26 protein-coding genes and 1 other RNA gene are annotated in these 25,493 nt (G+C 52.1%); 13 read left to right on the plus strand and 14 right to left on the minus strand.

Going from position 1 to position 25,493, the window contains the following annotated elements:
- The first annotated feature begins 1 nt into the window (after position 1).
- The 5 genes from mazG (at position 2) to TK45_RS12255 (ending at position 7,286) form a co-directional block, all read left to right on the plus strand.
- Entirely contained in the window at positions 2-805 is an 804-nt protein-coding gene (gene mazG, locus TK45_RS12235) for a nucleoside triphosphate pyrophosphohydrolase (RefSeq protein WP_256372534.1), read from the plus strand.
- 162 nt (positions 806-967) lie between these two features.
- Entirely contained in the window at positions 968-2,080 is a 1,113-nt protein-coding gene (locus TK45_RS12240; protein ID WP_131259114.1) for an efflux RND transporter periplasmic adaptor subunit, read from the plus strand.
- 9 nt (positions 2,081-2,089) lie between these two features.
- The gene (locus tag TK45_RS12245; protein WP_131259115.1) at positions 2,090-5,170 is read left to right on the plus strand and encodes an efflux RND transporter permease subunit; all 3,081 of its coding nucleotides are present in this window, start codon (positions 2,090-2,092) and stop codon (positions 5,168-5,170) included.
- Positions 5,171-5,245: 75 nt separating this feature from the next.
- Positions 5,246-6,403, plus strand: coding sequence for a dipeptidase (locus tag TK45_RS12250; protein ID WP_131259116.1), 1,158 nt, complete (start codon positions 5,246-5,248; stop codon positions 6,401-6,403).
- Between the two features lie 166 nt (positions 6,404-6,569).
- Positions 6,570-7,286 carry a YdiY family protein gene (locus TK45_RS12255; RefSeq protein ID WP_131259232.1) on the plus strand — a complete coding sequence of 239 codons (717 nt, stop codon included), beginning with the start codon at positions 6,570-6,572 and terminating at the stop codon, positions 7,284-7,286.
- 50 nt (positions 7,287-7,336) lie between these two features.
- Here the strand turns inward: TK45_RS12255 and TK45_RS12260 are convergent, their stop codons facing one another.
- Genes TK45_RS12260 through TK45_RS12275 form a run of 4 tightly spaced genes read right to left on the minus strand, consistent with a single transcriptional unit; the run spans position 7,337 to position 9,342 of the window.
- On the minus strand, positions 7,337-7,846 hold the full coding sequence (locus tag TK45_RS12260) for a hypothetical protein (RefSeq protein ID WP_131259117.1): 510 nt from the start codon (positions 7,844-7,846) through the stop codon (positions 7,337-7,339).
- Complete coding sequence (locus TK45_RS12265; protein ID WP_131259118.1) at positions 7,843-8,673, minus strand: transglutaminase-like cysteine peptidase; 831 nt, start codon at positions 8,671-8,673, stop codon at positions 7,843-7,845. Before TK45_RS12265 ends, TK45_RS12260 begins: the two co-directional genes overlap by 4 nt.
- A complete protein-coding gene (locus TK45_RS12270) occupies positions 8,673-8,903 on the minus strand; it encodes a DUF350 domain-containing protein (protein WP_131259119.1) in 231 nt (76 codons plus the stop codon). Before TK45_RS12270 ends, TK45_RS12265 begins: the two co-directional genes overlap by 1 nt.
- A gap of 22 nt (positions 8,904-8,925) precedes the next feature.
- Positions 8,926-9,342, minus strand: a complete 417-nt coding sequence (locus TK45_RS12275) for a hypothetical protein (RefSeq protein WP_131259120.1) — start codon at positions 9,340-9,342, stop codon at positions 8,926-8,928.
- Positions 9,343-9,472: 130 nt separating this feature from the next.
- On the opposite strand from TK45_RS12275, the gene TK45_RS12280 reads away from it, so the two are divergent.
- A complete protein-coding gene (locus TK45_RS12280) occupies positions 9,473-10,387 on the plus strand; it encodes a pirin family protein (protein ID WP_131259121.1) in 915 nt (304 codons plus the stop codon).
- A 14-nt stretch (positions 10,388-10,401) separates the two neighbouring features.
- On the opposite strand, the gene TK45_RS12285 is transcribed toward TK45_RS12280, so the two are convergent.
- From TK45_RS12285 to ssrS, 9 genes are all read right to left on the minus strand, one after another.
- Complete coding sequence (locus TK45_RS12285) at positions 10,402-11,082, minus strand: ABC transporter substrate-binding protein (RefSeq protein WP_165490778.1); 681 nt, start codon at positions 11,080-11,082, stop codon at positions 10,402-10,404.
- A gap of 142 nt (positions 11,083-11,224) precedes the next feature.
- Positions 11,225-11,605, minus strand: coding sequence for a VOC family protein (locus TK45_RS12290; RefSeq protein WP_131259123.1), 381 nt, complete (start codon positions 11,603-11,605; stop codon positions 11,225-11,227).
- 51 nt (positions 11,606-11,656) lie between these two features.
- The gene (locus tag TK45_RS12295; RefSeq protein ID WP_131259124.1) at positions 11,657-11,878 is read right to left on the minus strand and encodes a helix-turn-helix transcriptional regulator; all 222 of its coding nucleotides are present in this window, start codon (positions 11,876-11,878) and stop codon (positions 11,657-11,659) included.
- On the minus strand, positions 11,878-12,300 hold the full coding sequence (locus TK45_RS12300) for a hypothetical protein (protein ID WP_131259125.1): 423 nt from the start codon (positions 12,298-12,300) through the stop codon (positions 11,878-11,880). The genes TK45_RS12295 and TK45_RS12300 overlap by 1 nt, the downstream gene beginning before the upstream one ends.
- Before the next feature lie 141 nt (positions 12,301-12,441).
- Positions 12,442-13,671 (minus strand): phosphoglycerate dehydrogenase, encoded by a 1,230-nt coding sequence (serA, locus tag TK45_RS12305; protein ID WP_131259126.1) that lies wholly within the window; start codon positions 13,669-13,671, stop codon positions 12,442-12,444.
- Positions 13,672-13,828: 157 nt separating this feature from the next.
- Complete coding sequence (rpiA, locus tag TK45_RS12310; RefSeq protein WP_131259127.1) at positions 13,829-14,485, minus strand: ribose-5-phosphate isomerase RpiA; 657 nt, start codon at positions 14,483-14,485, stop codon at positions 13,829-13,831.
- A gap of 55 nt (positions 14,486-14,540) precedes the next feature.
- On the minus strand, positions 14,541-15,134 hold the full coding sequence (locus TK45_RS12315; protein ID WP_131259128.1) for a 5-formyltetrahydrofolate cyclo-ligase: 594 nt from the start codon (positions 15,132-15,134) through the stop codon (positions 14,541-14,543).
- Positions 15,134-16,537: an MBL fold metallo-hydrolase RNA specificity domain-containing protein gene (locus tag TK45_RS12320; RefSeq protein ID WP_131259129.1), complete on the minus strand. Its 1,404-nt coding sequence runs from the start codon at positions 16,535-16,537 to the stop codon at positions 15,134-15,136. Before TK45_RS12320 ends, TK45_RS12315 begins: the two co-directional genes overlap by 1 nt.
- A gap of 103 nt (positions 16,538-16,640) precedes the next feature.
- A non-coding RNA gene (ssrS, locus tag TK45_RS12325) (6S RNA) lies at positions 16,641-16,823 on the minus strand.
- Positions 16,824-16,959: 136 nt separating this feature from the next.
- Here ssrS and TK45_RS12330 point away from each other — a divergent pair.
- The 7 genes from TK45_RS12330 to TK45_RS12360 all read left to right on the plus strand — a co-directional run bounded on the left by TK45_RS12330 (position 16,960) and on the right by TK45_RS12360 (position 24,855).
- A complete protein-coding gene (locus TK45_RS12330; protein WP_254426615.1) occupies positions 16,960-17,502 on the plus strand; it encodes a UPF0149 family protein in 543 nt (180 codons plus the stop codon).
- 3 nt (positions 17,503-17,505) lie between these two features.
- Complete coding sequence (gene pepP / locus TK45_RS12335) at positions 17,506-18,801, plus strand: Xaa-Pro aminopeptidase (protein WP_131259130.1); 1,296 nt, start codon at positions 17,506-17,508, stop codon at positions 18,799-18,801.
- Between the two features lies 1 nt (position 18,802).
- Positions 18,803-19,981 (plus strand): 2-octaprenyl-6-methoxyphenyl hydroxylase, encoded by a 1,179-nt coding sequence (gene ubiH, locus TK45_RS12340; protein ID WP_131259131.1) that lies wholly within the window; start codon positions 18,803-18,805, stop codon positions 19,979-19,981.
- A 3-nt stretch (positions 19,982-19,984) separates the two neighbouring features.
- Entirely contained in the window at positions 19,985-21,184 is a 1,200-nt protein-coding gene (locus TK45_RS12345; protein ID WP_131259132.1) for an FAD-dependent monooxygenase, read from the plus strand.
- An 85-nt stretch (positions 21,185-21,269) separates the two neighbouring features.
- Complete coding sequence (locus TK45_RS12350; protein ID WP_131259133.1) at positions 21,270-22,718, plus strand: NAD-dependent succinate-semialdehyde dehydrogenase; 1,449 nt, start codon at positions 21,270-21,272, stop codon at positions 22,716-22,718.
- Positions 22,719-22,772: 54 nt separating this feature from the next.
- Positions 22,773-23,459, plus strand: coding sequence for a hypothetical protein (locus TK45_RS12355; RefSeq protein ID WP_131259134.1), 687 nt, complete (start codon positions 22,773-22,775; stop codon positions 23,457-23,459).
- 73 nt (positions 23,460-23,532) lie between these two features.
- On the plus strand, positions 23,533-24,855 hold the full coding sequence (locus TK45_RS12360) for a Na+/H+ antiporter NhaC family protein (RefSeq protein ID WP_254426609.1): 1,323 nt from the start codon (positions 23,533-23,535) through the stop codon (positions 24,853-24,855).
- On the opposite strand, the gene TK45_RS12365 is transcribed toward TK45_RS12360, so the two are convergent.
- On the minus strand, positions 24,836-25,477 hold the full coding sequence (locus TK45_RS12365; RefSeq protein WP_131259136.1) for an NAD(P)H-binding protein: 642 nt from the start codon (positions 25,475-25,477) through the stop codon (positions 24,836-24,838). The two genes, TK45_RS12360 and TK45_RS12365, sit on opposite strands and share 20 nt — an antisense overlap.
- Between the last annotated feature and the right edge of the window lie 16 nt (positions 25,478-25,493).

Below are 25,493 nucleotides of genomic sequence, written 5' to 3' on the forward strand. Positions count from 1 at the left end.
AGTGGCGGACTTTCCTCACCTGCAGCGTTTATTGAATGTAATGCGTGCGCTACGCGATCCGCAAACGGGCTGCCCGTGGGATCGGGAGCAGACCATGCAGAGCATTATTCCCTTTACCATCGAAGAAGCCTACGAAGTGGCGGATGCCATTGAACGGGGGGATATGCAGGATATCCGTGATGAGTTGGGCGATCTGTTGTTTCAGGTGGTGTTCTATACCCAGCTGGCCAATGAGCAGGACGAGTTCGATTTTGATGCAGTGGCACAAGGGGTTGCCGATAAACTGATCCGCCGTCATCCTCATGTATTTGCTGAGGTAAATTTTGACTCTGTGGCGGCCATCAAAGACAACTGGGAAGCGGTAAAGCAAGCAGAGCGGTTCGAAAAAGGTATCGCACAGGATGCCAGTATTCTGGCTAATATCACCACCGGGTTGCCCCCTTTAGTGCGTGCTAACAAACTGCAAAAGCGCTGTGCCAAAGTCGGCTTCGATTGGCCGGACGTGACGCAGGTGGCGGATAAAATTCATGAAGAATTAGACGAAGTGATGGCAGAAGTGCAGGCCAGCACACTGAACCAGGATGCTATCGAAGATGAAGTAGGCGATTTGCTGTTTGCGGTGGTGAACATGGCGCGTCACCTCAAGGTTGACCCGGAAAGCGCCCTGCGCCGGGCAAATCGCAAGTTTGAACAGCGTTTTCGTCGTGTAGAGCAGCGTCTGGCTGACCAAAAACTGTCACTAAGTGATGCTAACCTGATGCAAATGGAAGACGCCTGGCAATGGGTTAAAAACCAAACGGAATAAGATTAATCGTAAAGATTTGTAAATCCGACCAAAATGGTTAGTTTCTGTATGGATATCCAGATAGTATGCCGTTAATCCATTCAAGGTGATCGGACCCGCGTCCATCTGCAGTATCACCCCCCTTTTTTAAAAGAAGTTAAAAGTTAAAGAGAAGGAATATTCATGTCCCGCGCGCGCGCCGTTGTTATCTCTATTGTTTCGTTGCTGATCATCTTAGCCATCATCGTAGGCATCAAAGGCGAACAAATTAATTTTATGATCAAATCTGGCGAGAGCTTTCAACAGCCACCTACAACCGTTGCCATGTATGACGTGGGCGAACAGGTGTGGCCGCGTAGCTTAATGGCGGTAGGTACGTTGGAAGCAGAACAGGGCCTGACCCTGCGCGCGGAAATCAGTGGTCGTATCAATGCCATTCACTTCGAGGGTGGCCAACAGGTCAACGCCGGCGATGTGCTGGTGGAACAGGAGTCCGGCAATGAGCAGGCGCAATTACGCGCCGCCAAGGCACGCCTGACCCTGGCTGAGAGCAGCCTGAATCGTCTGATTGCATTGCGTAAACAGCAGAGTGTGTCTGAAAGCGCCATCGACGAGGCGCGCCAACAATTGGAAAGTGCCAGGGGGGATGTCGACAACCTCACCACGACCCTGGCTAAAAAGCGCATCGTCGCGCCTTTCTCTGGCCGGTTAGGCTTGAAACAGGTTTATATGGGGCAAGATCTGCAGGCCGGTACGGCGGTGGTGTCATTGCAGGCAGTGGACTCGTTAAAAGTGAACTTCAATATCCCGCAAAAGTGGCTCAATCAGGTTAAGCCGGGTTACATCGTGAATGTCACTACTCGTCAGGGCGAAACAGTCAGTGGTGAAGTCATCGCTACCGCGGCGGAAATTGACCCGATGACTCGTAACCTCACGGTGCAGGCGCGTATTCCCAATGCGGAACAGAGTCTGTTGCCGGGCCTTGCGGTTGATGTAGAAGTGGAATTACCCAATCCACAAACCGTATTGGCGGTCCCAGCCACGGCGATATTGTTTGCACCCTATGGCGACACGGTGTTTGTGGTGGAAGACAACAATGGACAACAGGTAGTGCGGCAGCAATTTGTGCGCCTCGGTGAAAGCCGCGGTGACTATGTAGCCGTTGAAGCTGGTTTGCAGGCGGGGCAGCGTATCGTACGCGCCGGTGGATTCAAACTGTTTAACGGTATGCCAGTGGTTGAAGGGAAAAATCCTGAGCCAGCACTGAGCCTGAATCCGCAACCGAACGACGCGTAAGGATCAGGCATGGCATTTACCGACTTATTTGTAAAACGTCCGGTTATCAGTATCGTTGTCAGCCTGCTGATCCTGATTGCAGGGTTTCAGGCGGCCAATAACCTGACGGTAAGGCAATATCCGAAAAGCGATATTTCCGTTATTCAGATCCAAACCGTTTATGTGGGCGCCAGTGCGGATCTGGTCAAAGGCTTTGTTACCACGCCACTTGAGCGCGCTATCGCGGCGGCTGAGGGCATCGATTACGTAGAGTCATCTTCATCCCTTGGCTTTTCCGATATTAAAGTGCACCTGAAACTGAATCAGGATCCTATCCGTGCGATGTCAGAAATCAGTGCCAAGGTTAATGGGGTACGGGGGGAGTTACCGCCAGAAGCCGAGATTCCGTCACTGAGTATTGTCTCGGCGGACAGTGAATTCGCGGCGGCTTATCTGAGCTTTACCTCTGACATTCTCAATCAGAACCAGATAACTGACTTTTTGACCCGTAATATTCAGCCGCGTCTGGCGGCTCTGGATGGGGTGCAAAAAGCCGAAACCCTCGGTGGGCGGGTGTATGCGATGCGGATCTGGTTGAAACCAGAGCGTATGGCTGCCCTGAATGTGACACCGCTGGAACTGCGTGCGGCGCTGGTGGCGAATAACGTGCAGGCGACACTGGGCAAAACCCGTGGCACCCTGACTCAGGTGAATCTGAGCGCGGACACGGATTTACGCTCTGTCAGTGATTTTCAGAATCTGATTATTCGTCGCAACCAAAACGGTACGGTGCGTCTGCAGGATATTGCTGATGTTGAACTGGGCGCGGACAGCTACGACACAGTGGTCAGCTATTCGGGCCAAACCGCCGTCTTTATGGGCGTGTGGGTAATGCCGACCGCCAACGCATTGGATGTGATGAAAGCGGTGCGTGACGAGATGGAAGCCATCAATGCCAAGCTGCCGACCGGTATGCAGGCCATGGTGTCTTACGACTCCACGGAATATATCCAGACCGCCATCGATGAAGTGGTCAAAACCCTGACCGAAACCCTGCTGATTATCATCCTGGTAATCTTTTTGTTCCTCGGCTTCAGTCGTTCTGTATTGATCCCGGTGCTGGCGATTCCGTTGTCATTGATTGGCGCGTTATTCCTGATGCAAATGTTTGGTTTTACCCTCAACCTGCTGACTCTGCTGGCGATCGTGCTCAGTGTGGGTCTGGTGGTGGACGATGCCATTGTGATGGTGGAAAACATTGAGCGCCATATCGAAGAAGGTCAATCGCCCTATCAGGCTGCTTTACTCGGTGCCCGAGAGCTGGCCGGGCCGATTATCGCCATGACGGTAACGCTGGTGTCGGTTTACGTACCCATCGGTTTCCAGGGTGGCTTAACCGGTACCCTGTTCCGTGAATTTGCCATTACTTTGGCCGGTGCGGTGTCCATATCGGCCATAGTGGCATTGACCCTATCGCCTATGCTTGGTTCGCAGTGGTTGAAGCAGCATAAGAAAATATCCGCGCCACTGGGTGGCGTATTCGATAGTTTTTCCGGCTTTTATTCGCGTACGCTGCAAGGCTCTTTGCAACATCGTCCTGCGGTGTATCTGTTTTGGGTGGTGATCGCCCTGCTGACCGTGCCCATGTACATCATGTCCGCCAAAGAACTGGCACCGACTGAGGATCAGGGGGTTATTTTCGGTATTACCGAAACAGCCGCTAACAGCACCATCGACCAGACCGTGCATTACGTGAATCAGGCAGATTTGGCCTATCGCACCATCCCGGAAACGGAATTCACCTTCCTGTTATCCTTCCCCAATGGTGGTTTCTCGGGCATGGTACTTAAGCCCTGGAATCAGCGCGAGCGCAGCGTGTTCGACATCCAGCCTGAGATTCAGCAAAAGCTTGGGCAACTCAGTGGTGTAAACATTTTCCCGATTTTGCCCCCGGCATTACCCGGTGGTGGTAACTTCCCGTTTGAATTTGTGCTGACCTCTCAGGCCGATCCTGAGCAAATGTTACAGATTGCCCAGCAACTGGTGCAAAAGGGCATGGAATCGGGCATGTTCGCGTTTCCACCTATGGTGGATTTAAAAATTGACCAGCCAGATGCCACCTTGCATATCGACAAAGAGAAGGTCGCTGAACTGGGGCTGGATCTGCAAACGGTGACACGGGATTTAGCCGTGTTGTTGGGAGGCAATTACGTCAATCGCTTTAATATGGATGGCTATAGTTACAAGGTCATCCCGCAGGTGAAACGGATTGCCCGCTTAAATCCGCTGGATATTGAAGATCTGTATGTGACGGGTGCCAACGGTAATCTGGTGCGCGTGGCGGATATTGCCTATGTGGAAACCCACACCGTGCCACGCAGCATTAACCGTATGCAGCAGATGAACTCTGTGAAAATTTCTGGTCAGCCCACTGCGCCATTGGATGATGTGTTGACCTTTATGGAAACTGAAGCGCGCAATCTGATGCCACAGGGTTACAGCATCGATTACACCGGGCAATCCCGTCAGTTACGCCATGAGGGTAATTCGTTCCTGCCAGCGTTTTTGATGGCAGTGACCATGATTTTCCTGGTGTTGTCTGCGCAATTTAATAGTTTCCGCGACCCGCTGGTGATTCTGGCCGGCTCCGTGCCGTTAGCGATGTTTGGTGCGCTGATTTTCACTTTCCTGAAAATTCCGGCTCCTATGCCGCACTGGACTGATAGTTTTACCACCACGCTGAACATCTATTCGCAGGTAGGGCTGGTAACCCTGGTTGGACTGATTGCCCGTAACGGTATTTTAGTGGTGGAATTTGCTAATAAATTGCGTGAAGAGGGTTACCGTAAGCTGGATGCGATTCAACAGGCATCGATTATTCGACTACGTCCGGTGCTGATGACCAGTATCGCGACGATTGCCGGCCATACGCCGTTAATCTTTGCCAGCGGTGCCGGCGCGGAAGCGCGTAATGCGATTGGCTTAGTGCTGGTCTGTGGCATGGCCATCGGTACGGTGTTTACCCTGTATGTTCTACCGTCACTGTATATGCTGATGGCGCGTGACCATGGTGCGCACCCGGATGCGGAACTGACTGAACAACAAGCGTAATTTGATGTGGGGCCGATGGCCCCATATTTTTTGGACAAAGTCATTTTTGGGCATAGCCATTTTAAGGATAAAGCCATGTGGAAAAAGCTTGCCGTCGCGTCGATTTTACTGCTCGTCACAGGGCTTTGGTATCTGCCTTATGGACTCGAAGGGCAATTTAACCGGGTGATTGCACACGCGCCGTACAGCATCAGTAATCAGGCCAGCCGGTTGCACAGCGAACTGAATATCATGGACTGGCACGCCGATACCCTATTGTGGAAACGAGCCATTACCGACCGGGTAAGTCGCGGCCACGTGGATTTATCGCGGCTGCAACAGGGTAACGTTGCCTTACAAATGCTAACAGTGGTGACCAAATCACCCAGTGGTCAGAATTATGAAAGAAACGGCGCAGACAGTGATCGCATTACCTCGCTGGTGGTGGCACAACGTTGGCCGGTGCGCACCTGGAATAGTCTGTACGAGCGTGCGCTATATCAGGCAGAGAAGCTGGCCGAAGCTCAGCAGGATGCTGCGGGTGATTTGATTTGGGTACGTAGTCGCGATGATTTGCAGCAGCTGATGCAAGCGCGTCAGAGTAAAGCAAGCAACCCTGTGGGTGTGATGTTGGGTATGGAAGGCGCGCATCCGCTGGAAGGTAAAATCGAGCATGTGCAGCATTTTTACGATGCAGGCTATCGCATGATAGGTTTGCAGCATTTCTTCGATAATGAACTGGGCGGGTCTTTGCATGGAGTCTCGCAACAGGGTTTAACCCCGTTTGGCCGTGAAGTGGTTGCTGAGCTGGATAGGCTTGGCATGCTGATCGATGTTGCGCACTCTTCAGAGCAGGTGGTCAGAGACGTGCTGGCGCAAACCCAACGCCCGATTGTCGTGTCGCACACCGGATTTAAGGGGCTGTGCGATACACCCCGCAATATCTCCGATGAACTGATGCAGGCGATTGCCGCCAAAGGTGGCATTATTGCCATCGGTTACTGGCCAGCCGCTGTGTGCGATACCAGCCCAAGTGGCATTGCCTCTATGCTGAAATATGGAATTGAGCTGGTAGGCGCAGAGCATGTGGCGCTGGGTTCTGATTTCGACGGCTCGGTGGTCACCGCATTAGACACCTCGGAGCTGGCAGCCATTACCCAGGCGTTACTGGATTTGCAGGTGTCTGAAGCGCAAATTGCCCAGGTCATGGGGCAAAGTTCGCTGAATTTTTTGTTTACTATGCTTCCTGAGTAAAGTTTATGCAGGATTCGGCTGACATTAGCGGATTGATCCCTTAGAATTTCCAGCGTTTTCCAATAGTTAATAGTTACTTGCTGAAGGACTTGCTCTCATGATGAAAAAACTTGCTGTGTCTTTACTGGCCCTTACGCCTTTCGTCAGTAATGCACAAATCGATATTATGGCCAAATTGTATATGGCCGAAAACAGCAGTCCGGCAGAAGGTACAGGCGCTGACGCCAAAGAATTCACGATGGACGGTGAATTAGGTGTGATCGTTACCACGGGTAACACCGAAACCTCGACGATTAAAGCCAAGATTAATGCCCACCAGGAACTGGAGCAGTGGAGTAACGATTACATTGCTGAAGGCCTGTACCGTCGCGATGGCAATGCGGACGAGGAAAAAGTCAAAGATCAGAAAGTCTTTGTGTCGGCGCAGGGCAGCTACAAGTTAGAAAATCCTAACCATCGTTTATTCGCATACGCGTCTTATGAAGATAACCGCTTCAGTGGCTATGACTATCAGGGCACGTTAGCCGGCGGTTGGGGCCAACAGCTGTGGAAAGACGAGAGCAGCAGTTTCAACTACAGTATCGGTCCGGGTTACTCGTTTGCTAAAACCGACTCTGGCGAGAGCCAGAACGGTTTGATTGTTCGTGGTGCCGCCGATTATCAGTGGAAGATTTCAGACACCTCTACTTTCCGTCAGTTGCTCAGTACGGAAGTCGGTCAGGACAATACCAAGTCAAAATCTGAAACCTCGTTAACCGCCAAGATTAACGGCTCACTGGCAATGAAAGTGACATTAACTCTGAATCACAATAGCCAGGTGGCAGAAGATAAAGAGAATCTGGACACCGAAACCGCAGTGACGTTGGTGTATACCTTCTTTTGATCTAGCTTGAACAGCAAAAACCGGCTTAGCGCCGGTTTTTTTGTGTCTGATTATTGCGCTGTGGGTGGATGATTAAAACGAAACTTCACTTGTTCTACCGGCCAATAGCCGGTGAGCCATTGGCTTACATCGGCTGCAAGGCGTTCGGTTAACCCTGCTTGCTGTTTATCCGGTATCAGCCAGTAATAGCCTTCAACGGTGCGCTCAGTAAACGAGGGGGTCAGGTATAAACAGCCGATAATGGCACCGTCTTTATCGACAATATGCAGGGTGTAGTTCTCACCGTTTTCAAAGGCTCGCAAATCATCTATCAGGGTCTGGCGGCTTTGCTCTGCAGTAAAGTCGTCCTGCGGCCACTCACTCCCCAGTTGTTGGCGGATGGTCAATCTGGCCCGCATCAGTGCCTGATAATCTTCTTCATACCGGTTGGGATCAACTTTTAGCAAGCTAATCTCGCCGAGCGTATGTCGCGCCGGCAACAATGGAGGCGCTGTAGCCCCGTGGGTCAGCATGCTGAAAACACCCAACAGCAATATCAATCCGCGCAACAAGCTGTTCATGGTGCCTCAGCCGTGCGGGTGTATTGGGAGCGCAATTGCCATTGTGAATGCTGATAATCGCGGATGCCGTCGCTGCCGGTCAGTGCCCAGAGCTGACTGCGGTTAAACATATATTGTGGCACATAGCCCGTAGCCAGTTGTACTAATGGATAGTAATTCCAGTTGCGCAAGCGGGATTTGGAGGTGGCCTCCAGCAGATATTGTTGATTGTCCTTAAATACCACGACCCAGGCATGGCCTTCACCACGGTATTTACCAATGGCAACGCGCGCGTCTAACCCCTCGGAAATCAGCCAGTCTGCCAACGCCAGCGCATGATCTTCGCAATCCCCACGCAGGCGTGAATACGCTGCAGCCGAAGTTTGCCAAACATCCCCCTGACCATATTGTTGCTGATCCAGTTGGTAGGTCTTGCGCTTGGCCAGCACGTATAAGGGCAGCCAGTCATTGTCGACGGCAAACGGCCGGATCCCGACCAGATAGCTGTTGACGAAGTGTTGTTGGAAATCTTCCCCCGCGGCGGTCAGTGTGCCCACATCGCGGCGACTGTTGTACCAGCTGAGTACGCCGATTTTGTGCCGCTCGTCAGGGAATATGCGTGCAAGGGCAGCATGGATATCCGGCTCGGTGATCAGGCGCTGTTCGTTTTCAAACTTAACGAAGCCAGCCAAATACTCCGCATTAAACAAATAGGCAGGCATGTGATTGGCGCTTGTCTCGATCTGTGTGTTGAGCGCTTTATCCGAATTATGCTGTTGGAAGGACTTCAACCAGGCCAACAACAGAAACAGGCTGAGAAAACTGAGTTTCCAGCGCCAGGATCCCATTAACCTTTGAATCCAAAGCTGATGATCAGCGCCACAAATAACATGATGGATGAGGCAAAAATCGCCACCGCGATATTTTTGTTTTTCAGTTCTTCCTGGATATCAATATTTTTCAATAGCTTACGGTCGATGGTGATCAGCGCCACGACGGCGATAAACAGGGCCACCAGGGTATACAATAAATTTACCGATAAATTGATAAGACTGGCGAGGATCAAATCCCATTGCATAACTCAAACTCCAGATAACGACTTATTTTGACAATATTTTTGAACGTAAACGCAGCGCCAGCCAGGCCATGGGCAAATAAGCCAGGCTCAAGTCCACAAGGGTGAACCACAAGGGTGAGGGCAGCATCAGGACATTTGCTACACCACCTAGCAAAAACGCAAAACCGATAATATAGGCAGCTAATTTCCCATGCTCTTTACTTATCCAGCAAGCGAGTAGCGCACCAACCAGTGTACCTGCTGCATGGGCTAGCCACGGAAATAGAAAGTGTCTGGGTTCCATCAGTGCCATGCCTGCTTTTAACCCCTCAGCGGTGGTGACATCGACTCCTGGTGGGGCGCTTATCACTTCACTTCCGAGCATGATGAGCGCCATATTGACGATGCTACCAATGAATAATCCCAGCAAAACGGCCAGAATGGTGCGTAGAACTGACATGGTAATCTCCCTATATTTGCTCGAAATATTATATTTAACATTGAGTTAGGCAGGTTAATTGGAAAAACATAAGCATGCAATTGATCCTGTCGCTCGGCTGTAGGGTAATAGCTTCTAAACGAGGAAAATGATGAATACATACAGCGAAAACCCAACTAATGCCCCTTGTCATGAAATCTCCGGCAGTCTGGTCGTGAAAGTCATTCAGCCTAAAAGCCGTGATTTAGGTGAGTTTTCAGTGCGCCGCGTGTTACCCGCATCTGGAAAACGCATGGTCGGCCCCTGGTTGTTCTTTGATCATATGGGGCCGGTGACCTTTGCTGCGGGGAAAGGTGTGAATGTCCGTCCTCATCCACATATCCATCTGGCCACCGTTACCTACTTGTTTGAGGGAGAAATGCTGCATCGGGATTCCTTGGGTAATGAGCAGGTCATCATTCCCGGTGATATTAACCTGATGGTGGCGGGGCGTGGCATTGTGCATTCTGAGCGAGAACGCCCCGAAGTGCGTGAGCGTGAACACAGCCTGCATGCCCTGCAATTGTGGTTGGCATTGCCGGAGGAGCTACAACAGGTGCCGCCTGCGTTTTACCATTACCCGTCGGCGCATATTCCATCAGTAGAGGTAGACGGTGTGCCGGTGCGGGTGATGATGGGCAGCGCCTATGGGCACACATCACCGGTCAAAACCTTTGCTGACACCCTGTATATCGAAGCGCACTTACAGGCCGGCCAGCGATTACATTTACCAGAGACGCAGGAGCGGGGACTGTATATTGCCAGTGGTAGTGTGCAAGTGGCGGGTCAAACCATTCAGCAACACGAAATGGGGATACTGACGCCCGGTAGCGATGTGGAAGTGGTCGCACATGCTCCCTCGCGGATAGCCTTGGTTGGCGGTGAAAAGATGACAACCCGTTATTTGGAATGGAATTTTGCCTCAACAGACAAAGCCTTTATCGAGCAAGCCAAAGCAGACTGGCGGGCAGGCAAATTCCCTAAAGTCCCGGGTGATGAAGAAGAGTTTATTCCTTTGCCTGAATAGGCTCATTGCACCTGTTAATGAAAACCTAAATCGGTAGCTGCGCGGATAAGCTTGTCGAGGATGATGGGATTTAACTGCTTGTTGGCGGCCAGATAGCCCACCACGTCTAGTTCATCTATGGTGAATTGCAACATGATATCGTCTGCGGTTAACCCGACTAACGGCGCGGTGGCAGCGATCAGTTTGGGATCTTCAATAATAAAATCTACACCGCTATTTTTAAGCAGGGTCCAGGAGCAGACAATGTCGGCGCACAGCAATTTATTCCTGTTTTCTACAAAGCCATGCTTTTCCAGCCAGAAAGAGGCAATGTCATCCCGTTGGGACGCGACAGTCAGATGGCCCAGTGTCATCTCGTCAGTCAATGTAAGATCCTGACGTTTACGCAGGGTGATGACACCTAATTTGAAATTGGCGACGGGCGCGATCCAAGTGAAGTAAGGTTCGCGTTCGGGTGTTCGTGCAATTGCGTAGATAAGCGCATTAGACTGGCGAGAGGAGACTTGCAGTGCGCGAGCCCAAGGCATCATTTCAATCGTGGCATCTATATCCGCTAGCTGCAAAATGGCACGGACTTTCTCGGTACTAAGTCCTTCTACCTGATGTTTACCCTGTAGTTGGTAGGGGGGAGAATTTTCCGTGTAGACCATCACCGATAACTGCGCCGTAGCGTGGGAACTACACCAACATATCATTGCGAGAAAACACCCAAGACGCCAATTCATAGGGTTCACAAACTGATTACAGATAGCTTCAGACTAGTCATATCTGTCGCAATGTTAAAGCCTTTTCTGAATGCACATGCGTCGACAGCTATGCGTAGCGCTTTATTCTGCGTCACATGCCTTCTGCAGGCTGCCATAATTCGACTTTGTTGCCTTCAGGGTCAATTACCCAGCCAAACTTGCCCTGTTCAGATGATTCCGTCTCATCCATTACCTGGCAGCCTTCCTCTTTTAACAGGGCTAGCAAGGCATCCAGATCGGCTACGCGAAAATTAAGCATAAAACTGGCGGTTCCCGGTGACATATATTGAGTGTCAGCAGCAAACGGGCTCCAGATAGTCATACCTTTAGGGCTATTATCACCACCCCATTCAAACACCGCGCCACCCCAATTTGCCACATCAATGCCCAAATGTTGTTGATACCAGGCGCTAAGTGCTTTGGGATCTGTGGCTTTAAAAAAGATACCGCCAATGCCGGTGACACGTTGCATAAGACTTTCCTTGTTGAAGGTGGACGCCAATCACCATAGCAGAGCAATGGGTCAGGCGTCTTCTTTCCAGCTAAATAAGCTATCGATACTGACGCCAAACTCACGGGCGATGCGAAAGGCGGTTTCCAGACTGGGCGAATAGCGTTCCTGCTCGATGGCGGCAATGGTCTGGCGCGTCACGCCGACCAGTTTACCCAGGTCGGACTGCGTCATATCACCGCGCTGTTCGCGAACTTCACGCACCCGGTTACTGATAGGAAATGCTTTCGCCATTAGTCTAACGCCGTACGATACAAATAAATCTTCACCAGATATTCCACCAGTTGTGAAGCAACCAGACAGGCGAAGACACCATAAAACAGTGCGTCGCCATTGCTCTGGAACAAATAGAATAACATCGCACTGACCACGCCAAAGCCAAACACAAACCCGGAAATTCGCCCTGCACGGTCAAAAATTTTGCGCTCGCGCTCATCCGGTTCGGCATTGGCGTCTGATGGAGCCGTGGCGGCAATAATGATGTGCCCAATTACGGCGACAATCACTAGCGCAACGGTATAGCGGATCAGCACCGGTACATTAGGTGGTGGGATTTGCCCATCACCGGACAAGCCAAACAACGCATTGGCGTATAAAACGCTCAAAACGGATAGCGCAATTAGCATCCACCAGGCGGATTTTTCGTGAAAAGCCATTATTGATTCCTCGTGTTAAAAATATTTAACACGCACAATATGGTGAAAAAATCACCATGTCAAATATTTTTAACATCACAAGTTTTTACGAGGCAATAAAAAACGCCGGACCAGCCAGCGTTTTTTAAAGCAATGTCATGCTTAATGCAGAATGCGGGTTTTGATGGTGCCTTTGATTTGGCGCAATTGGTTTAACGCCTCCTCCGCATCATCGGTCTCGACATCAATTACCACATAACCAATGTTTTCATTGGTGTTGAGGTATTGCGCCGCGATGTTGATACCTTTTTCAGAGAACGCCTGGTTAATCTGAATTAGCACCCCGGGTGCATTTTGGTGAATGTGCAGCAAACGTGACGTACCCACATGCTGTGGCAAAGAGACTTCCGGGAAGTTCACGGCAGACAGGGTCGAACCGTTATCACTGTATTTTGCCAGTTTACCTGCGACTTCAATGCCGATGTTTTGTTGGGCTTCCTGCGTACTGCCACCGACGTGAGGGGTCAGGATCACATTGTCGAAACCACGTAATGGCGAGACAAATTCCTCATTATTGGATTTCGGCTCGACCGGGAAAACGTCGATGGCCGCACCGGCAATCTTTTTGCTTTCCAGCGCCGACACCAATGCATCGATATCGACCACCGTGCCACGCGAAGCGTTAATTAAAATCGCGCCATCCTTCATGGCGGCCAGTTCGCTGGCACCAATCATGTTTTTAGTTTGCGGGGTCTCTGGTACGTGCAAGGTGACCACATCGCTAACGGCCAGTAACTCTTTCATCGACTTAATCTGGGTAGCGTTGCCCAATACCAGCTTGTCTTCGATGTCATAAAACTTAACCCGCATACCCAAATGCTCGGCGAGAATACTTAATTGGGTACCAATGTGACCATAACCGATAATCCCGAGGGTTTTACCGCGCGCCTCGTAAGAGCCAACCGCGCTTTTGTCCCAACCGCCACGGTGGCACTGTGCGTTTTTCTGTGGGATCCCACGCAGCAACAACAAAATTTCACCCAGTACTAATTCCGCCACCGAACGGGTATTGGAAAACGGCGCATTAAAGACCGGAATGCCGCGCTTCTGCGTGGCGGCTAAGTCAACCTGGTTAGTACCGATACAGAAACAGCCGACGGCAACTAACTTATTGGCCGCTTCAAGCACATTCTCGGTGATGTGGGTACGTGAACGGATGCCAATAAAATGCACGTCCTGAATTTTTTCAATCAGCTCATCTTCCGGCAGGGACGTCTTCAGTGACTCAATATTGTGATAGCCGTTGGCTTTAAGCGTATCCACCGCGCTTTGGTGTAATCCTTCCAGCAACAGAATTTTAATCTTGTCTTTTGGCAGTGAAATTTTGCTCATGGGGCTTTGGATCCAAGAAAATGTTAAGTAGACTTCTGGACGTCCAAACTATCAAAAATGCATAGATTTGGAAAGACCAAATACTGAGTATAAAACGTAAAAATGCGCGATGCGGGTACAAAAAAGGGTGCATGGCACCCTGATTGAATATTGTCCCTTACTTTATCGTTTGTACGCCATTGGCGCCGCCTATCAGTACGATGTCTGCACCGCGCTGTGCGAACAGTCCATTGGTGACCACACCGACGATGTTATTGATGTGGGTTTCCAGTTCGACCGGATTGAGAATTTTCAGGTTATGTACGTCAATAATATGATTGCCATTGTCGGTCACCACCCCCTGACGCCATTGTGGATCGCCCCCTAATTTGACCAGTTCACGCGCCACATAGGAGCGCGCCATGGGGATCACTTCCACTGGCAGGGGGAATCGCCCCAGCACATCAACCTGCTTACTGTCGTCGATAATACAAATGAACTGGCGTGCGACGGCCGCGACAATTTTCTCGCGGGTCAGGGCGGCGCCCCCGCCCTTAATCATATGTTTATGCGCGGTGATTTCATCGGCACCATCTACATACACATCGAAGCTGCCGACACTGTTAAGGTCCATCACCTCAATACCCAGCGATTTAAGCTGTTTAGTGGACGCTTCTGAGCTGGACACGGCACCCTGAATATCATGACGGATGTCACCCAGTGCATTAATAAAATGGGTCACAGTGGAGCCGGTACCGACACCGACAATACTGCCTGGTTCAATAAATGGGATCGCGGCTTCGGCCGCCATTTTCTTAAATTGGTCCTGACTCATGGATATGCTTTTTGTGACTGGATGATGGCGCCATAGGGTAGCGTAAAAACTAAGCTCACAGTGAGTAAATTTGTTGTTCTGTGACAATTTTATCCAGCGGTATATCCCAGCTCTGTACCGGCAACAGGTCTGCTTGCTGACAGCTATGGGCGACCCCGATTAACTGGCAGTTGAGGCCATCGCGGCGAATCGGTGCCAGGGTGCGGTCATAGAATCCGCCGCCCATGCCCATACGATTGCCATGGGCATCAAAGGCGACCAGCGGGGTAAAGATGCAATCCAGCGATGCCAGTGGGCATATATCCTGTACTTCAATTACAGGTTCCGGGATGCCAAAGCGGTTGGGCTGCATATGGGAGCTGGGAGTAAAGCGGCAAAACAGCAAATTGCCCGGACTAAACGGGTGTAACACGGGCAGATAAACATCAATACCCTGTTGCCAGGCATATTCAATCACAGGCTGCAGCGAGACTTCGCCATCATTGGGCAAATAGGCGACGATGCGCCGCACATCCAGCAAATTTGTTTCAATCAGATTGTTTAGCACTGCCTGACTGGCTGTCTGTTGCGCTGACTCACTTAATCCGCGCCGGCGATGACGAAACTCGTTGCGTAGCTCAGCTCTCAGAACGTGTTTGTCACCTGACACTACAACACGCTCCGATCGCCCAAGGCCGGCTGCGTTACACGAATATTCGAGTGTTGCCAGATTTTCTCTGCCAGCACCTGCATGGCATCCGGCTCACCATGTACCAATACGACTTTCGGTTCACCGTTAAAACCCTTCACCCAATTCAGCAGATCCGATTGTCCGGCGTGGGCAGAGAACCCACCAAGAGTTTCGATGCGGGCTTTAACCATGTATTGCTCGCCAAACATTTTGATAAATTTAGCCCCGTCCACCAATGCGCGACCCAGTGTGCCACGAGCCTGATAGCCGACAAAAATCAGGGTATTGTGGGGATTCCAGATCCGTTGTTTAAAGTGGTGTTTAATCCGCCCACCAGTGCACATGCCACTGCCGGCGATGATTATCGCACCGCGGCGAATACGGTTAATCGCCATGGAATCTTCCGGAGTGACCGCCATAAATAGATTCGGCAGAAAATCCTCCAGTGGATGCAGGTGATTGACGTTCATATAGCGGGTTTCGGTTTTATCCAGAATGTCGACCCAGCGGTCATAGATATCGGTGACCCGAATAGCCATAGGGCTGTCGAGAAAGATCTGCCAATCGTCCAGCTTGCCCTGCTGATGCAAACAGCCCAGATGGTAAATCAGTTCTTGAGTCCGCCCGACAGCAAAAGAGGGGATCATTACATTGCCGCCCCGTTGCCAGGCATCGTGCAGGATCTGCTCTAACTGCTCGACGGTATCATCAATACTGCGGTGTTCGCGGTCGCCGTAGGTACTTTCCATCATCACCAAATCGGCCTGAGTGGGCTGGTACGGATCGTTCATCAGCACGGCGTTGGGTTTACCCAGATCGCCAGAGAAGACCAGGGTTTTATGTTGCCCCTGTTCCACAAAGGACAACTGCACAATCGAAGAGCCGAGGATATGCCCGGCATCATGCAAGGTAAGCATGTAGCCGTGGGCAATCTTATGTGCGCTACCGTAATCCAGCGGGTGGCATTGGCGGATGACTTGTTTGACGTCTTTTTCGGTGTACGCCAGTTTCAGGGGCTTCTCACCACGGCGTTTACGTCGCAGATTGTCTCGCTCCAGATCTTTGCTGTACAGACCGAACGAGTCTTCCAGCAAAATTTCCAGTAAGTCGCGGGTGGCGGCGGTGCAGAATATCGGCCCGGCATAACCACGGCGCACCAGTAGCGGCAGCATGCCTGAATGGTCTAAATGGGCGTGGGACAATACCACCGCATTGAGGCTGGCAATATCAAAAGGGAATTCATGCTCGGCCGGGTCGTCATCTTTGCCATGGCCCTGATACATGCCGCAGTCCAGTAGTACCCGTCCATTGGCCTCACTGCAAAGTAAGTGACAGGAGCCAGTGACTTCCTGCGCAGCACCAAAATGTTGAATAACCGCCATAAATCCTCCTTTGCTTTTTACCAAGCATAGAAGGTTACTGTCGCTAAATTATTGATGTTGCGCAAATAGTTATTAAGAAGATAAGGCACAATAGCGTGAGAGGAAACCACCCGGGATGCCGCTGCTCAGTGATTGCCCGTGAACCGAAAGTTCAGGGCGGAACTATCAAGGTCGCCGCAGGCTTCTCGATTCGAGTCGAGCTTGCACAAAAACAACACTATCAAATTCCTAAGTTTAAAGCATCGGCCAGGGACGTTTACTAAGCTGGCGAACATCCCAGGCGATGGACTAATTATACGTCATGGCATGGGGCGCTTGCCAAGTAAGTTTGTAAAGATTGGGGGATATTCTGCGCCGTGGTAGAATAACCAAACAAATTTTGTTTATTTTTCAGGTAGTTCATCGTGGGTGAAGCATACGAACTGTTACATGGCAGTTTTTCACGGGCAGGTCTGGGGTCAGACCCGGCTGAAATTCAGGGCATGCTGTGCGGCATGTTGGCGGGTGGCATGGCGCTGGAAAACCGTGGTTGGCTAAATGCGCTGGCGGATTTTATCAATCAGGGTGAACCATTCAGCGAGTCGGTGAACCTGCAGCTTAAAGAGTTGTACGATGATCTGTGCCAGCAGTTACTCAGTACTGACTTTGGTCTGACGCTGTTGATTCCGGATGATAATGCCCCGATCAACGAACGCGGCCAGGCGCTGATTAAGTGGGTGCAGGGCTTTATGCTTGGCTTTGGTCTGGAACAAAACGATCTGACCAAGTGCTCGGACGATGTCAAAGAAGCCTTAGAGGATTTCTCTGAGATCTCCCGTATGGACGAAGAAATGCTGGAAGGCGAAGAATCTGAGCAGGCCCTGTTTGAAGTGATGGAATATGTGCGTATCTCCGCCATGCTGTGCTTCAACGAACTGGGCAAGAGCGCCGACGAACAACAATCTGAACCGAAGACACTACATTAATTTATGATCCCACAGGCTGAATTCGCCGCCCGCCGCCAACAACTGGCTGAACGTTTTAATGCGGACGCGGTGATTGTGATTCCGGCGGCACGCGAGCAGGTGCGTAGCCGCGATACCGATTATCCGTTTCGTCAGGACAGCGATTTTTTCTATCTGACCGGCTTTAACGAGCCAGATGCCGCACTGGTACTGTGCGAAGGTCAGTCCATCCTGTTTTGTCGTGAAAAGGATCCGCAGGCGGAGATTTGGCACGGTCGCCGTCTGGGGCCAGATGCAGCAATCTCTGCACTGGGCATGGATGAAGCCTATTGCATCAGTGAACTGGATGACGCGCTGGTGGAACTATTAAACGGCAAAGCCGCGTTAGTTTACGCCATGGCACATCAGGCCTGGGCCGATAAGCCGGTATTAGCGGCGCTGCAAACCTTGCGTGATGCACCAAAACAGACCAAACGTGCGCCGAATATGCTGCTGGATCCGCGCTCCGAACTGCATGAGATGCGCTTGTTTAAATCAGACGCCGAGCTGATGGTGATGCGTAAAGCGGCACAAATCAGCGCGCAGGCGCACGCCCGAGCCATGCAGGCTTGTGGTCGCCTGGATTATGAATACCAGTTAGAAGCCGAAATCTTGCATGAGTTTGCCATGCAGGGGGCACGTCATCCGGCTTATAGCACCATCGTCGGCAGTGGCGACAACGCCTGTATTTTGCATTACACCGAAAACAATTCCACGTTAAAGGCCGGCGATCTGGTTCTGATCGACGCGGGCTGTGAGTTATTTGGCTATGCGGCGGACATCACCCGTACCTTCCCGGTCAGCGGCCAGTTTAGCCCTGAGCAACGCGCCTTGTACCAGTTGGTACTGGATGCCCAACATGCTGCGTTGGAAGTAATCAAACCCGGTTCTAATCTGGTCAGCGCCACCAATCGCTGTATTCAGGTGCTGGTGGAAGGGTTGGTCAATCTCGGCCTGTTACAGGGTGAGCCTGCCAAACTGATTGAAGCCAAGGCTTATCGCCAGTTCTTTATGCACGGGCTTGGCCACTGGCTGGGGCTCGATGTGCATGACGTGGGCGATTATAAGGTGTGTGATCAGGACCGCCCCTTTGCGCCTGGGATGGTGTTGACCGTTGAGCCGGGCTTATACATTGCTAATGATGCAGATGTGGATCCGAAATGGCGCGGTATCGGTATTCGCATTGAGGACAATGTGCTGATTACGGCAGATGGGCATGAAAATCTGACATTCGGTGTGCCTAAGCGCATCGATGCCATCGAAGCGTTGATGGCGGGTTGATATGTACGATGTGCTGATCGCAGGCGGCGGTGCCACCGGACTGACTCTGGCTATTGCGTTGAAACACAGTGGCTTAAAAATAGCCATCGTTGAAGCAACCGAATACCAGGCAAATGCTCCCCATCCGGGCTTTGATGCCCGTGCGATTGCGCTGGCCAAATATTCGCAGCAGATGCTCGATAAGTTTGGCCTGAATATCAGTCAGATCGGTACGGCGATTAGACATATCAAAGTAACTGACCAGGGTCATCTTGGGCAGTGCTATCTGCACCACGATGAGTACCAGACCGATGCACTGGGTTTTGTGGTCGAGATGCAGGACTTTGGTGCCCAGTTGCGCAATGCGCTGCCAGAGAGCATCGATTGGCTTTGTCCGGATGCGATTTGCGCACTGGATTATAGCCAGGATGCGGTACACGCCACGTTAAAAAGTGGTAATGCAGTAAGTGCTCGCTTACTGGTGGTGGCAGAAGGTGCGTATTCTCCAACCGCAGAATTGGCTGGCGCCAGTTTCGTGGCAGATGATTACCAGCAAACCGCGCTGATCGCCAATGTCGGAATGGCCGAGCCACATCAGCATTGGGCCTATGAACGTTTTACCCAAACCGGGCCGCTGGCATTGTTGCCCATGTCACAGCAGCGTATGTCGCTGGTATGGACACTGGATACCGCCCGGGCGGCTCACTTGCAACAGGCGTCTGAACAGGAATTTATTCAGCAGCTGCAGCAGGCATTTGGTTATGCCGCCGGTGAGATCATCAAAGTCGGCGAGCGCTTTATTTATCCTCTGTCGCTGGTAACAGCCAGCCCCACTGTGATGCATCGCACGGTGCTCATCGGTAACTGTGCCCACACCCTGCACCCCATTGCCGGGCAGGGTTTTAATCTGGGTCTGCGTGATGTGGTAGATCTGGCAGCAATGTTACAGAACAAGCAACATGCGCTTGGCAGTTACGCGCAATTACGTGCTTATGCGCTGGCGCGCAAGCCGGATCAGGACAAAGTCATCGGTCTGACCGATGCGCTGGTGCGGCTGTTTTCCAATCAACACTGGCCGCTGGTGATCGGACGGAATCTGGGACTGACGCTGATGAATCAGCTGCCGGGTTTGCGTCATCAGCTCGCCACTCAGGCCATGGGTTTATTTGCTCAGGCCACGCAACAAACACACGGAGAGTAAACCATGCAGTCGGTAGATTTGGTCATTGTTGGCGGCGGTATGGTTGGTCTGGCGCTGGCGCTGGGGGTAAAGCAAAGCGGTTTACAGGTAGCGGTGATCGACCCGCATCCGCCCACAGCTCTGAGCGAGTCGCCGCAGCTGCGGGTCAGCGCCATCAATCTGGCCAGCCAGACCTTGCTGGAAAGGTTGGGTGCGTGGCAGGCCATTGAGCAAAAAGCCCCTTACTATGCCATGCAGGTATGGGAGCAGGACAGCTTCGCCAAAATTGATTTCGATACCCAGGATGCCGGCCAGCCGGTATTAGGCCATATCATTGAAAATGCACGCATTCGCCATGCCCTGTGGCAACAGGCGGTGCAGGCCCCGCATATTCAGTTGCTGGAAACCTCGCTGGATAAGTTGCATATGGGCAAGCAGGAAGCCTTTGTTACCCTGAAAAATGGTGAGATGCTCACGACTCGTCTGGTTGTGGGCGCGGACGGCGCCAATTCACAAATCCGTGCGCTGGCAGATTTCCCGCTGACCTTCTGGGATTATGAGCACACGGCCATTGTCGCCACGGTACGCTGCGCTGAACCCCATCAGGCAACGGCGCGACAGGTGTTCACGCCAAATGGCCCTTTGGCGTTTTTACCTTTGCGTGATCCGCATTTATGTTCCATCGTGTGGTCGCAGGATAATCCGCGCGCGCAGGAATTGCTGGCGATGTCTGCGGAAGATTTCAATCATGCGCTGACGGCCGCGTTTAACAGCACGCTCGGCGTTTGTCAGGTGGAAGGTGATAAAGCCAGCTTCCCGTTAAAGATGCGCTATGCCCGCCAGTGGGTATCGGATCGCATCGCGATTATCGGTGACGCGGCGCACACCATTCATCCACTCGCCGGGCAGGGTGTGAACCTGGGCTTTCTGGATGCAGCCGCGTTAGCCGAGACACTCAATCAATTGGTAGCAGAAGATAAAGACATCGGTGTCGGCAAGCATTTGCGTCATTTTGAACGTTGGCGCAAGGCCGAGGCGATGCAGATGTGTGCGGCGATGGAAGGGTTTAAGCGCTTGTTCCAGGGAACAAATCCACTGCAGAAACTGATCCGTGGCGCCGGTATGCGCATAGTAAACAGTGTGCCGTTTGCTAAACACAAGGCAATCCGTCAGGCCATGGGGTTGGATGGTGAGTTGCCACAGATGGTTAAAGCAAACCACTAAATTTCTCCGCCAGCCTGTTGGCTGGCGCTATGTATGCCACAAGCGGTGCGTGGCCGGTGCAATCTGCAAATAACAGGAGAGGGCAATGCACAAGGTTCCAGCCGATCTCATCAAGCAAGCTTCCTACATCAATGGCCAGTGGCTTACTGGTAACCACACTTTCGACATTATCAATAAAGCCAGTGGCGAGGTGATCACCCAAGTGGTCGATGCCAGCGCGGATGATGCCACGCGCGCGGTCGAGGCCGCAGCAAAGGCGTTTCCCGAGTGGGCGGGGCTGACCGGTGCAAAACGTGGTGAGCTGCTGTATCGCTGGTACCAGTTGATGATGGAAAACCAACAGGCGCTGGGGCGGCTGATGACGCTGGAACAGGGCAAACCCTTGGCCGAAGCCAAAGGTGAAATCGCCTACGGCGCGGGCTATGTAAAATGGTTCGCGGGCGAAGCCGAGCGTGCCTATGGGGCAATGATTCCTGCCGCCAACCCGGGCGAACAGATTCAGGCCGTGCGTAAACCACTGGGCGTGGCGGCGGCCATCACCCCGTGGAATTTCCCTAATGCCATGATTGCGCGCAAAGCCGCGGCAGCGCTGGCGGCAGGTTGTACCTTTGTGGTGCGCCCTGCCAGCAAAACCCCGTTGTCAGCGTTGGCCATGGCGGAACTGGCAGAGCGTGCTGGTATTCCGGCCGGCGTATTTAATGTTGTGGCCGGCACCGACTCGGCGGGCATTGGCAAGGTGCTCACCACCCATCCCTCAATAGCCAAATTCAGCTTTACCGGCTCTACCCCGGTGGGTCGCAAACTGGCCGAAGCCTGTGCCTCGACGATTAAAAAGGTATCGATGGAATTGGGCGGCAATGCGCCGTTTATTGTGTTTGACGACGCGGATATCGATGCAGCCGTGGAAGGCGCCATGCTATGTAAATTCAGGAATGCCGGGCAAACCTGTGTGTGCGCCAATCGCTTTTATGTGCAGGCATCGGTAGCTGAGGAATTTACCACCAAGCTGCTGGCCAAAATCAAAGCCCTCAAAGTGGGTGATGGTACCGAAGACGGCGTTGATATCGGCCCCTTAATCAGCGAAGAAGCCGCTGCCGATGTGCACAAACTGGTGGACGAGTCGGTTAAACAGGGGGCCAAGCTAATCTATGGCGGTGACTGGCAGCAGGGCGCCTATTACCCGCCAACGCTGGTGACCGCGCTAACTGCGGACATGCCGCTTTTCAGTGAAGAAATTTTCGGTCCGGTGGCCGCCATTCAAACCTTCGAAACCGAACAACAGGCATTGCAGCTGGCCAACGACACGATCTTTGGCCTTGCCAGTTATTTTTATGCCCGCGATATCGGCCGCATTCAACGCGTCGCGGATGGGCTGGAATACGGCATGGTGGGAATTAATTCCGGCGCGATTTCCAATCCGGCCGCCCCTTTTGGCGGCGTGAAGCAGTCTGGTTATGGACGCGAAGGCTCGCTGTATGGTTTGGATGATTACACCAGCATTCAGTACCGCCTGGTGGCTGGTGGCGGTCATTAACCTCAGCTACTATCAAGCATGCAGTCAGCCGACTGCATAGTGCCGGAGAGGTATGTGGGTAAACTATTATCGCTGATGTTGTTGCTTGGCCTGTGCACCAGCCCTGCGCAGGCAGAGGATGTCATGCCGTCGTCGGTCACGATCACTTACGCTGGCCATCCTCAGGTAAAGCGTTTTATCCCGCTGATCGAAGAAAGTTATCGTGCCTTGGGGATAAAAACGCATATGCGTCCCACCCCGGCAGAACGTGCGCTTATCGAACTCAATCAGGGACGCGTGGAGGCGGATGTGATTCGCCTGGCCATGCTGATTCAGGATTTTGACAATATCGTGCCAGTGCCACCTATGCTGGGAGAGGTTAACTATTTACTGCTTTGTCAGAAATCATCACCGTGCTCGACCGACCTTATGTGGGATCCGACCAAGACCGGAGTCGTATCGTCGCACCATGTTAATTATCTGCAAAAACGCTATCAGGGGCAAATTAAGGCGCACCTGTACACCATGCATATGAGTCAGGATCCGGTGAATATGCTGGCCAAAGGCCGGGTTGATTTTGCCCTGTATGTATGGGAGGCGGCGCAGAGTGAGAATCAGTACGCGCATCAGTTCAATCAGATCGTGTTGTTTCAGACCCCGGCATACCACGTTATCAACCGCAAATATGCCTTTTTGATCCCCCAACTATCCGAGCAAATCAGTAAAAATCTGGCGATTCTTGCCAGCAAAGGGCATCCCTGAGTGTAATCAGGCTTGTGAGCCAATTAAAATCAATTTAGAATTCTAGACGTCTAAACGTCTTTTGGTGATTGCTTTGTCTCAAACTACTTCTTCACGTGGTCGGCTGGCGCTGCTGCCTCTGTTGGTATTTCTGTCGTTATTCTTAGGCGTGGGTTTTTATTATCAGGCGCAGGGTATCGACTATGCGTTTTACCAATTGCCTGCGCCCGTTGCGGTGTTACCGGCTATTTTGCTGGCGGTGTGGTTATCGCGCGAGTCCCTGAATAAAACCATCAGCCAGTTCGTTGAGGGGGCGGGTAACCACAATATCATCACCATGTGTTTAATTTATTTGCTGGCCGGTGCGTTCTCCTCGGTAGCCAATGTCACAGGCGGGGTGAACAGCACGGTGGCGCTGGGGCTTAGCGTGATCCCCACCGACTGGTTGCTGCCAGGATTGTTTTTGTTAGCGGCGTTTGTTGCTACCGCCATGGGCACATCGATGGGCACGCTGGCCGCCATGGCACCGATTGGGCTGGGTCTGGCGCAGGCCAGTGGCATTTCACTGCCGTTGATGGCGGGCGTGTTGATGAGCGGTGCCATCTTCGGCGATAACCTGTCGATTATTTCCGATACCACTATCGCGGCCACCCGTACCCAGGGCGCGCGCATGCAGGAAAAGTTTATTGAAAATATCCGTTTTGCCGCACCCGCTGCGGTAATGACGCTGGTGTTGTTGTTGTTGCTGGTCAATCCGGTCAGTGCCGAGGTCTCCGCAGCAGAAGCTAATCCCTGGCTGGCGTTACCTTATTTACTGATCCTGTTGTTGGCCATCAGTGGCGTTAATGTCTTCGTGGTGTTGGTGCTGGGTATCCTGGCGTGCTTAGCCATGGGCGTCTGGCAGGGCGGGTATGCAATTGGCGATATCGGCAAGGACGTGTATGCCGGCTTTGGCCAGATGCAGGAGATTTTTATTCTCTCCATGCTGATAGGTGGGTTATCCGAGCTGATGCGTCGTCAAGGCGGCCTGCAATTTCTGGTCAACGGCCTGACTCGCTTTGCGAAAAAACTCTCCAGCCATGATCAGGCCAGTCACGGTTTTGCTATTGCCGCGTTAATCAGCGTGACGAACCTGTGTGTGGCGAACAACACGGTGGCGATTATTGTGGCCGGCGATGCGGCTAAATCACTGGCAGAGCATGGTGGGGTGCCCCCCAAACGCGCTGCCAGCTTGCTGGATATTTTCGCCTGTATTATTCAGGGCTTATTACCGTATGGGGCGCAGGCCCTGTTGCTGGGCGCAAGCTTCGCCATTTCACCAATCGATCTGCTGCCCTACGTCTATTACTGCTTTATGCTGGCTGGGGTGGCGATAGCGGTTGTCAGCTGGTCACTGTTTAAGCCCGCGGCGCGCTGAAATCCTGCAGCGCCATCATATTACGCGCGACGGTATCGGCCTCAACCGGCCGGTACTTGCGTAGTGGGCCAATCATCAGTGGCGCCACGAGTTTACCGAATAAAATACCAAGGCGTTCTAACGGACGTGATTCCTCGCGCTCACCCAGTAATAGCGAGGGTTGTACCGCTGCCGGTTTGCGCAAATTGAGCATGGGTAAAATGGCATTTTCCAGCTCACCTTTCACGCGCAAATAGAAATTGCTGCTGTTGGCATTGGCGCCGATGGACGAAATCCACACAAAGCTTTGACAATGCTGCGCCCGGGCACATTGCGCGGCGGCATGCACATACTCAAAGTCGACTTTGCGAAACGCGGCTTTGCTGCCAGCCTGTTTAATGGTGGTACCCAGGCAAACGTAAGCATGGTCGACAGAAAAATAACCCTGATAGTCATCCAGTTTGTCAAAGTCGGTCACCACCACCTGCAATTTTTGCTCGGGATCAGCAAACAGGCTGTCGGGCAGCGGACGCCGTACCAACAAGGTAATGTGGTGGTAACGCTTATCGTTAAGTAGCTGTTTTACCAGTGCTTTGCCAACCAGACCGGTGGCGCCCAACACAATGGCTGAAAAGTGGCTCATGTCACTTGCTCTGCAA

The sequence above is a fragment of the Bowmanella sp. JS7-9 genome, from assembly GCF_004329715.1.
GTDB lineage: Bacteria > Pseudomonadota > Gammaproteobacteria > Enterobacterales > Alteromonadaceae > Pseudobowmanella > Pseudobowmanella zhangzhouensis.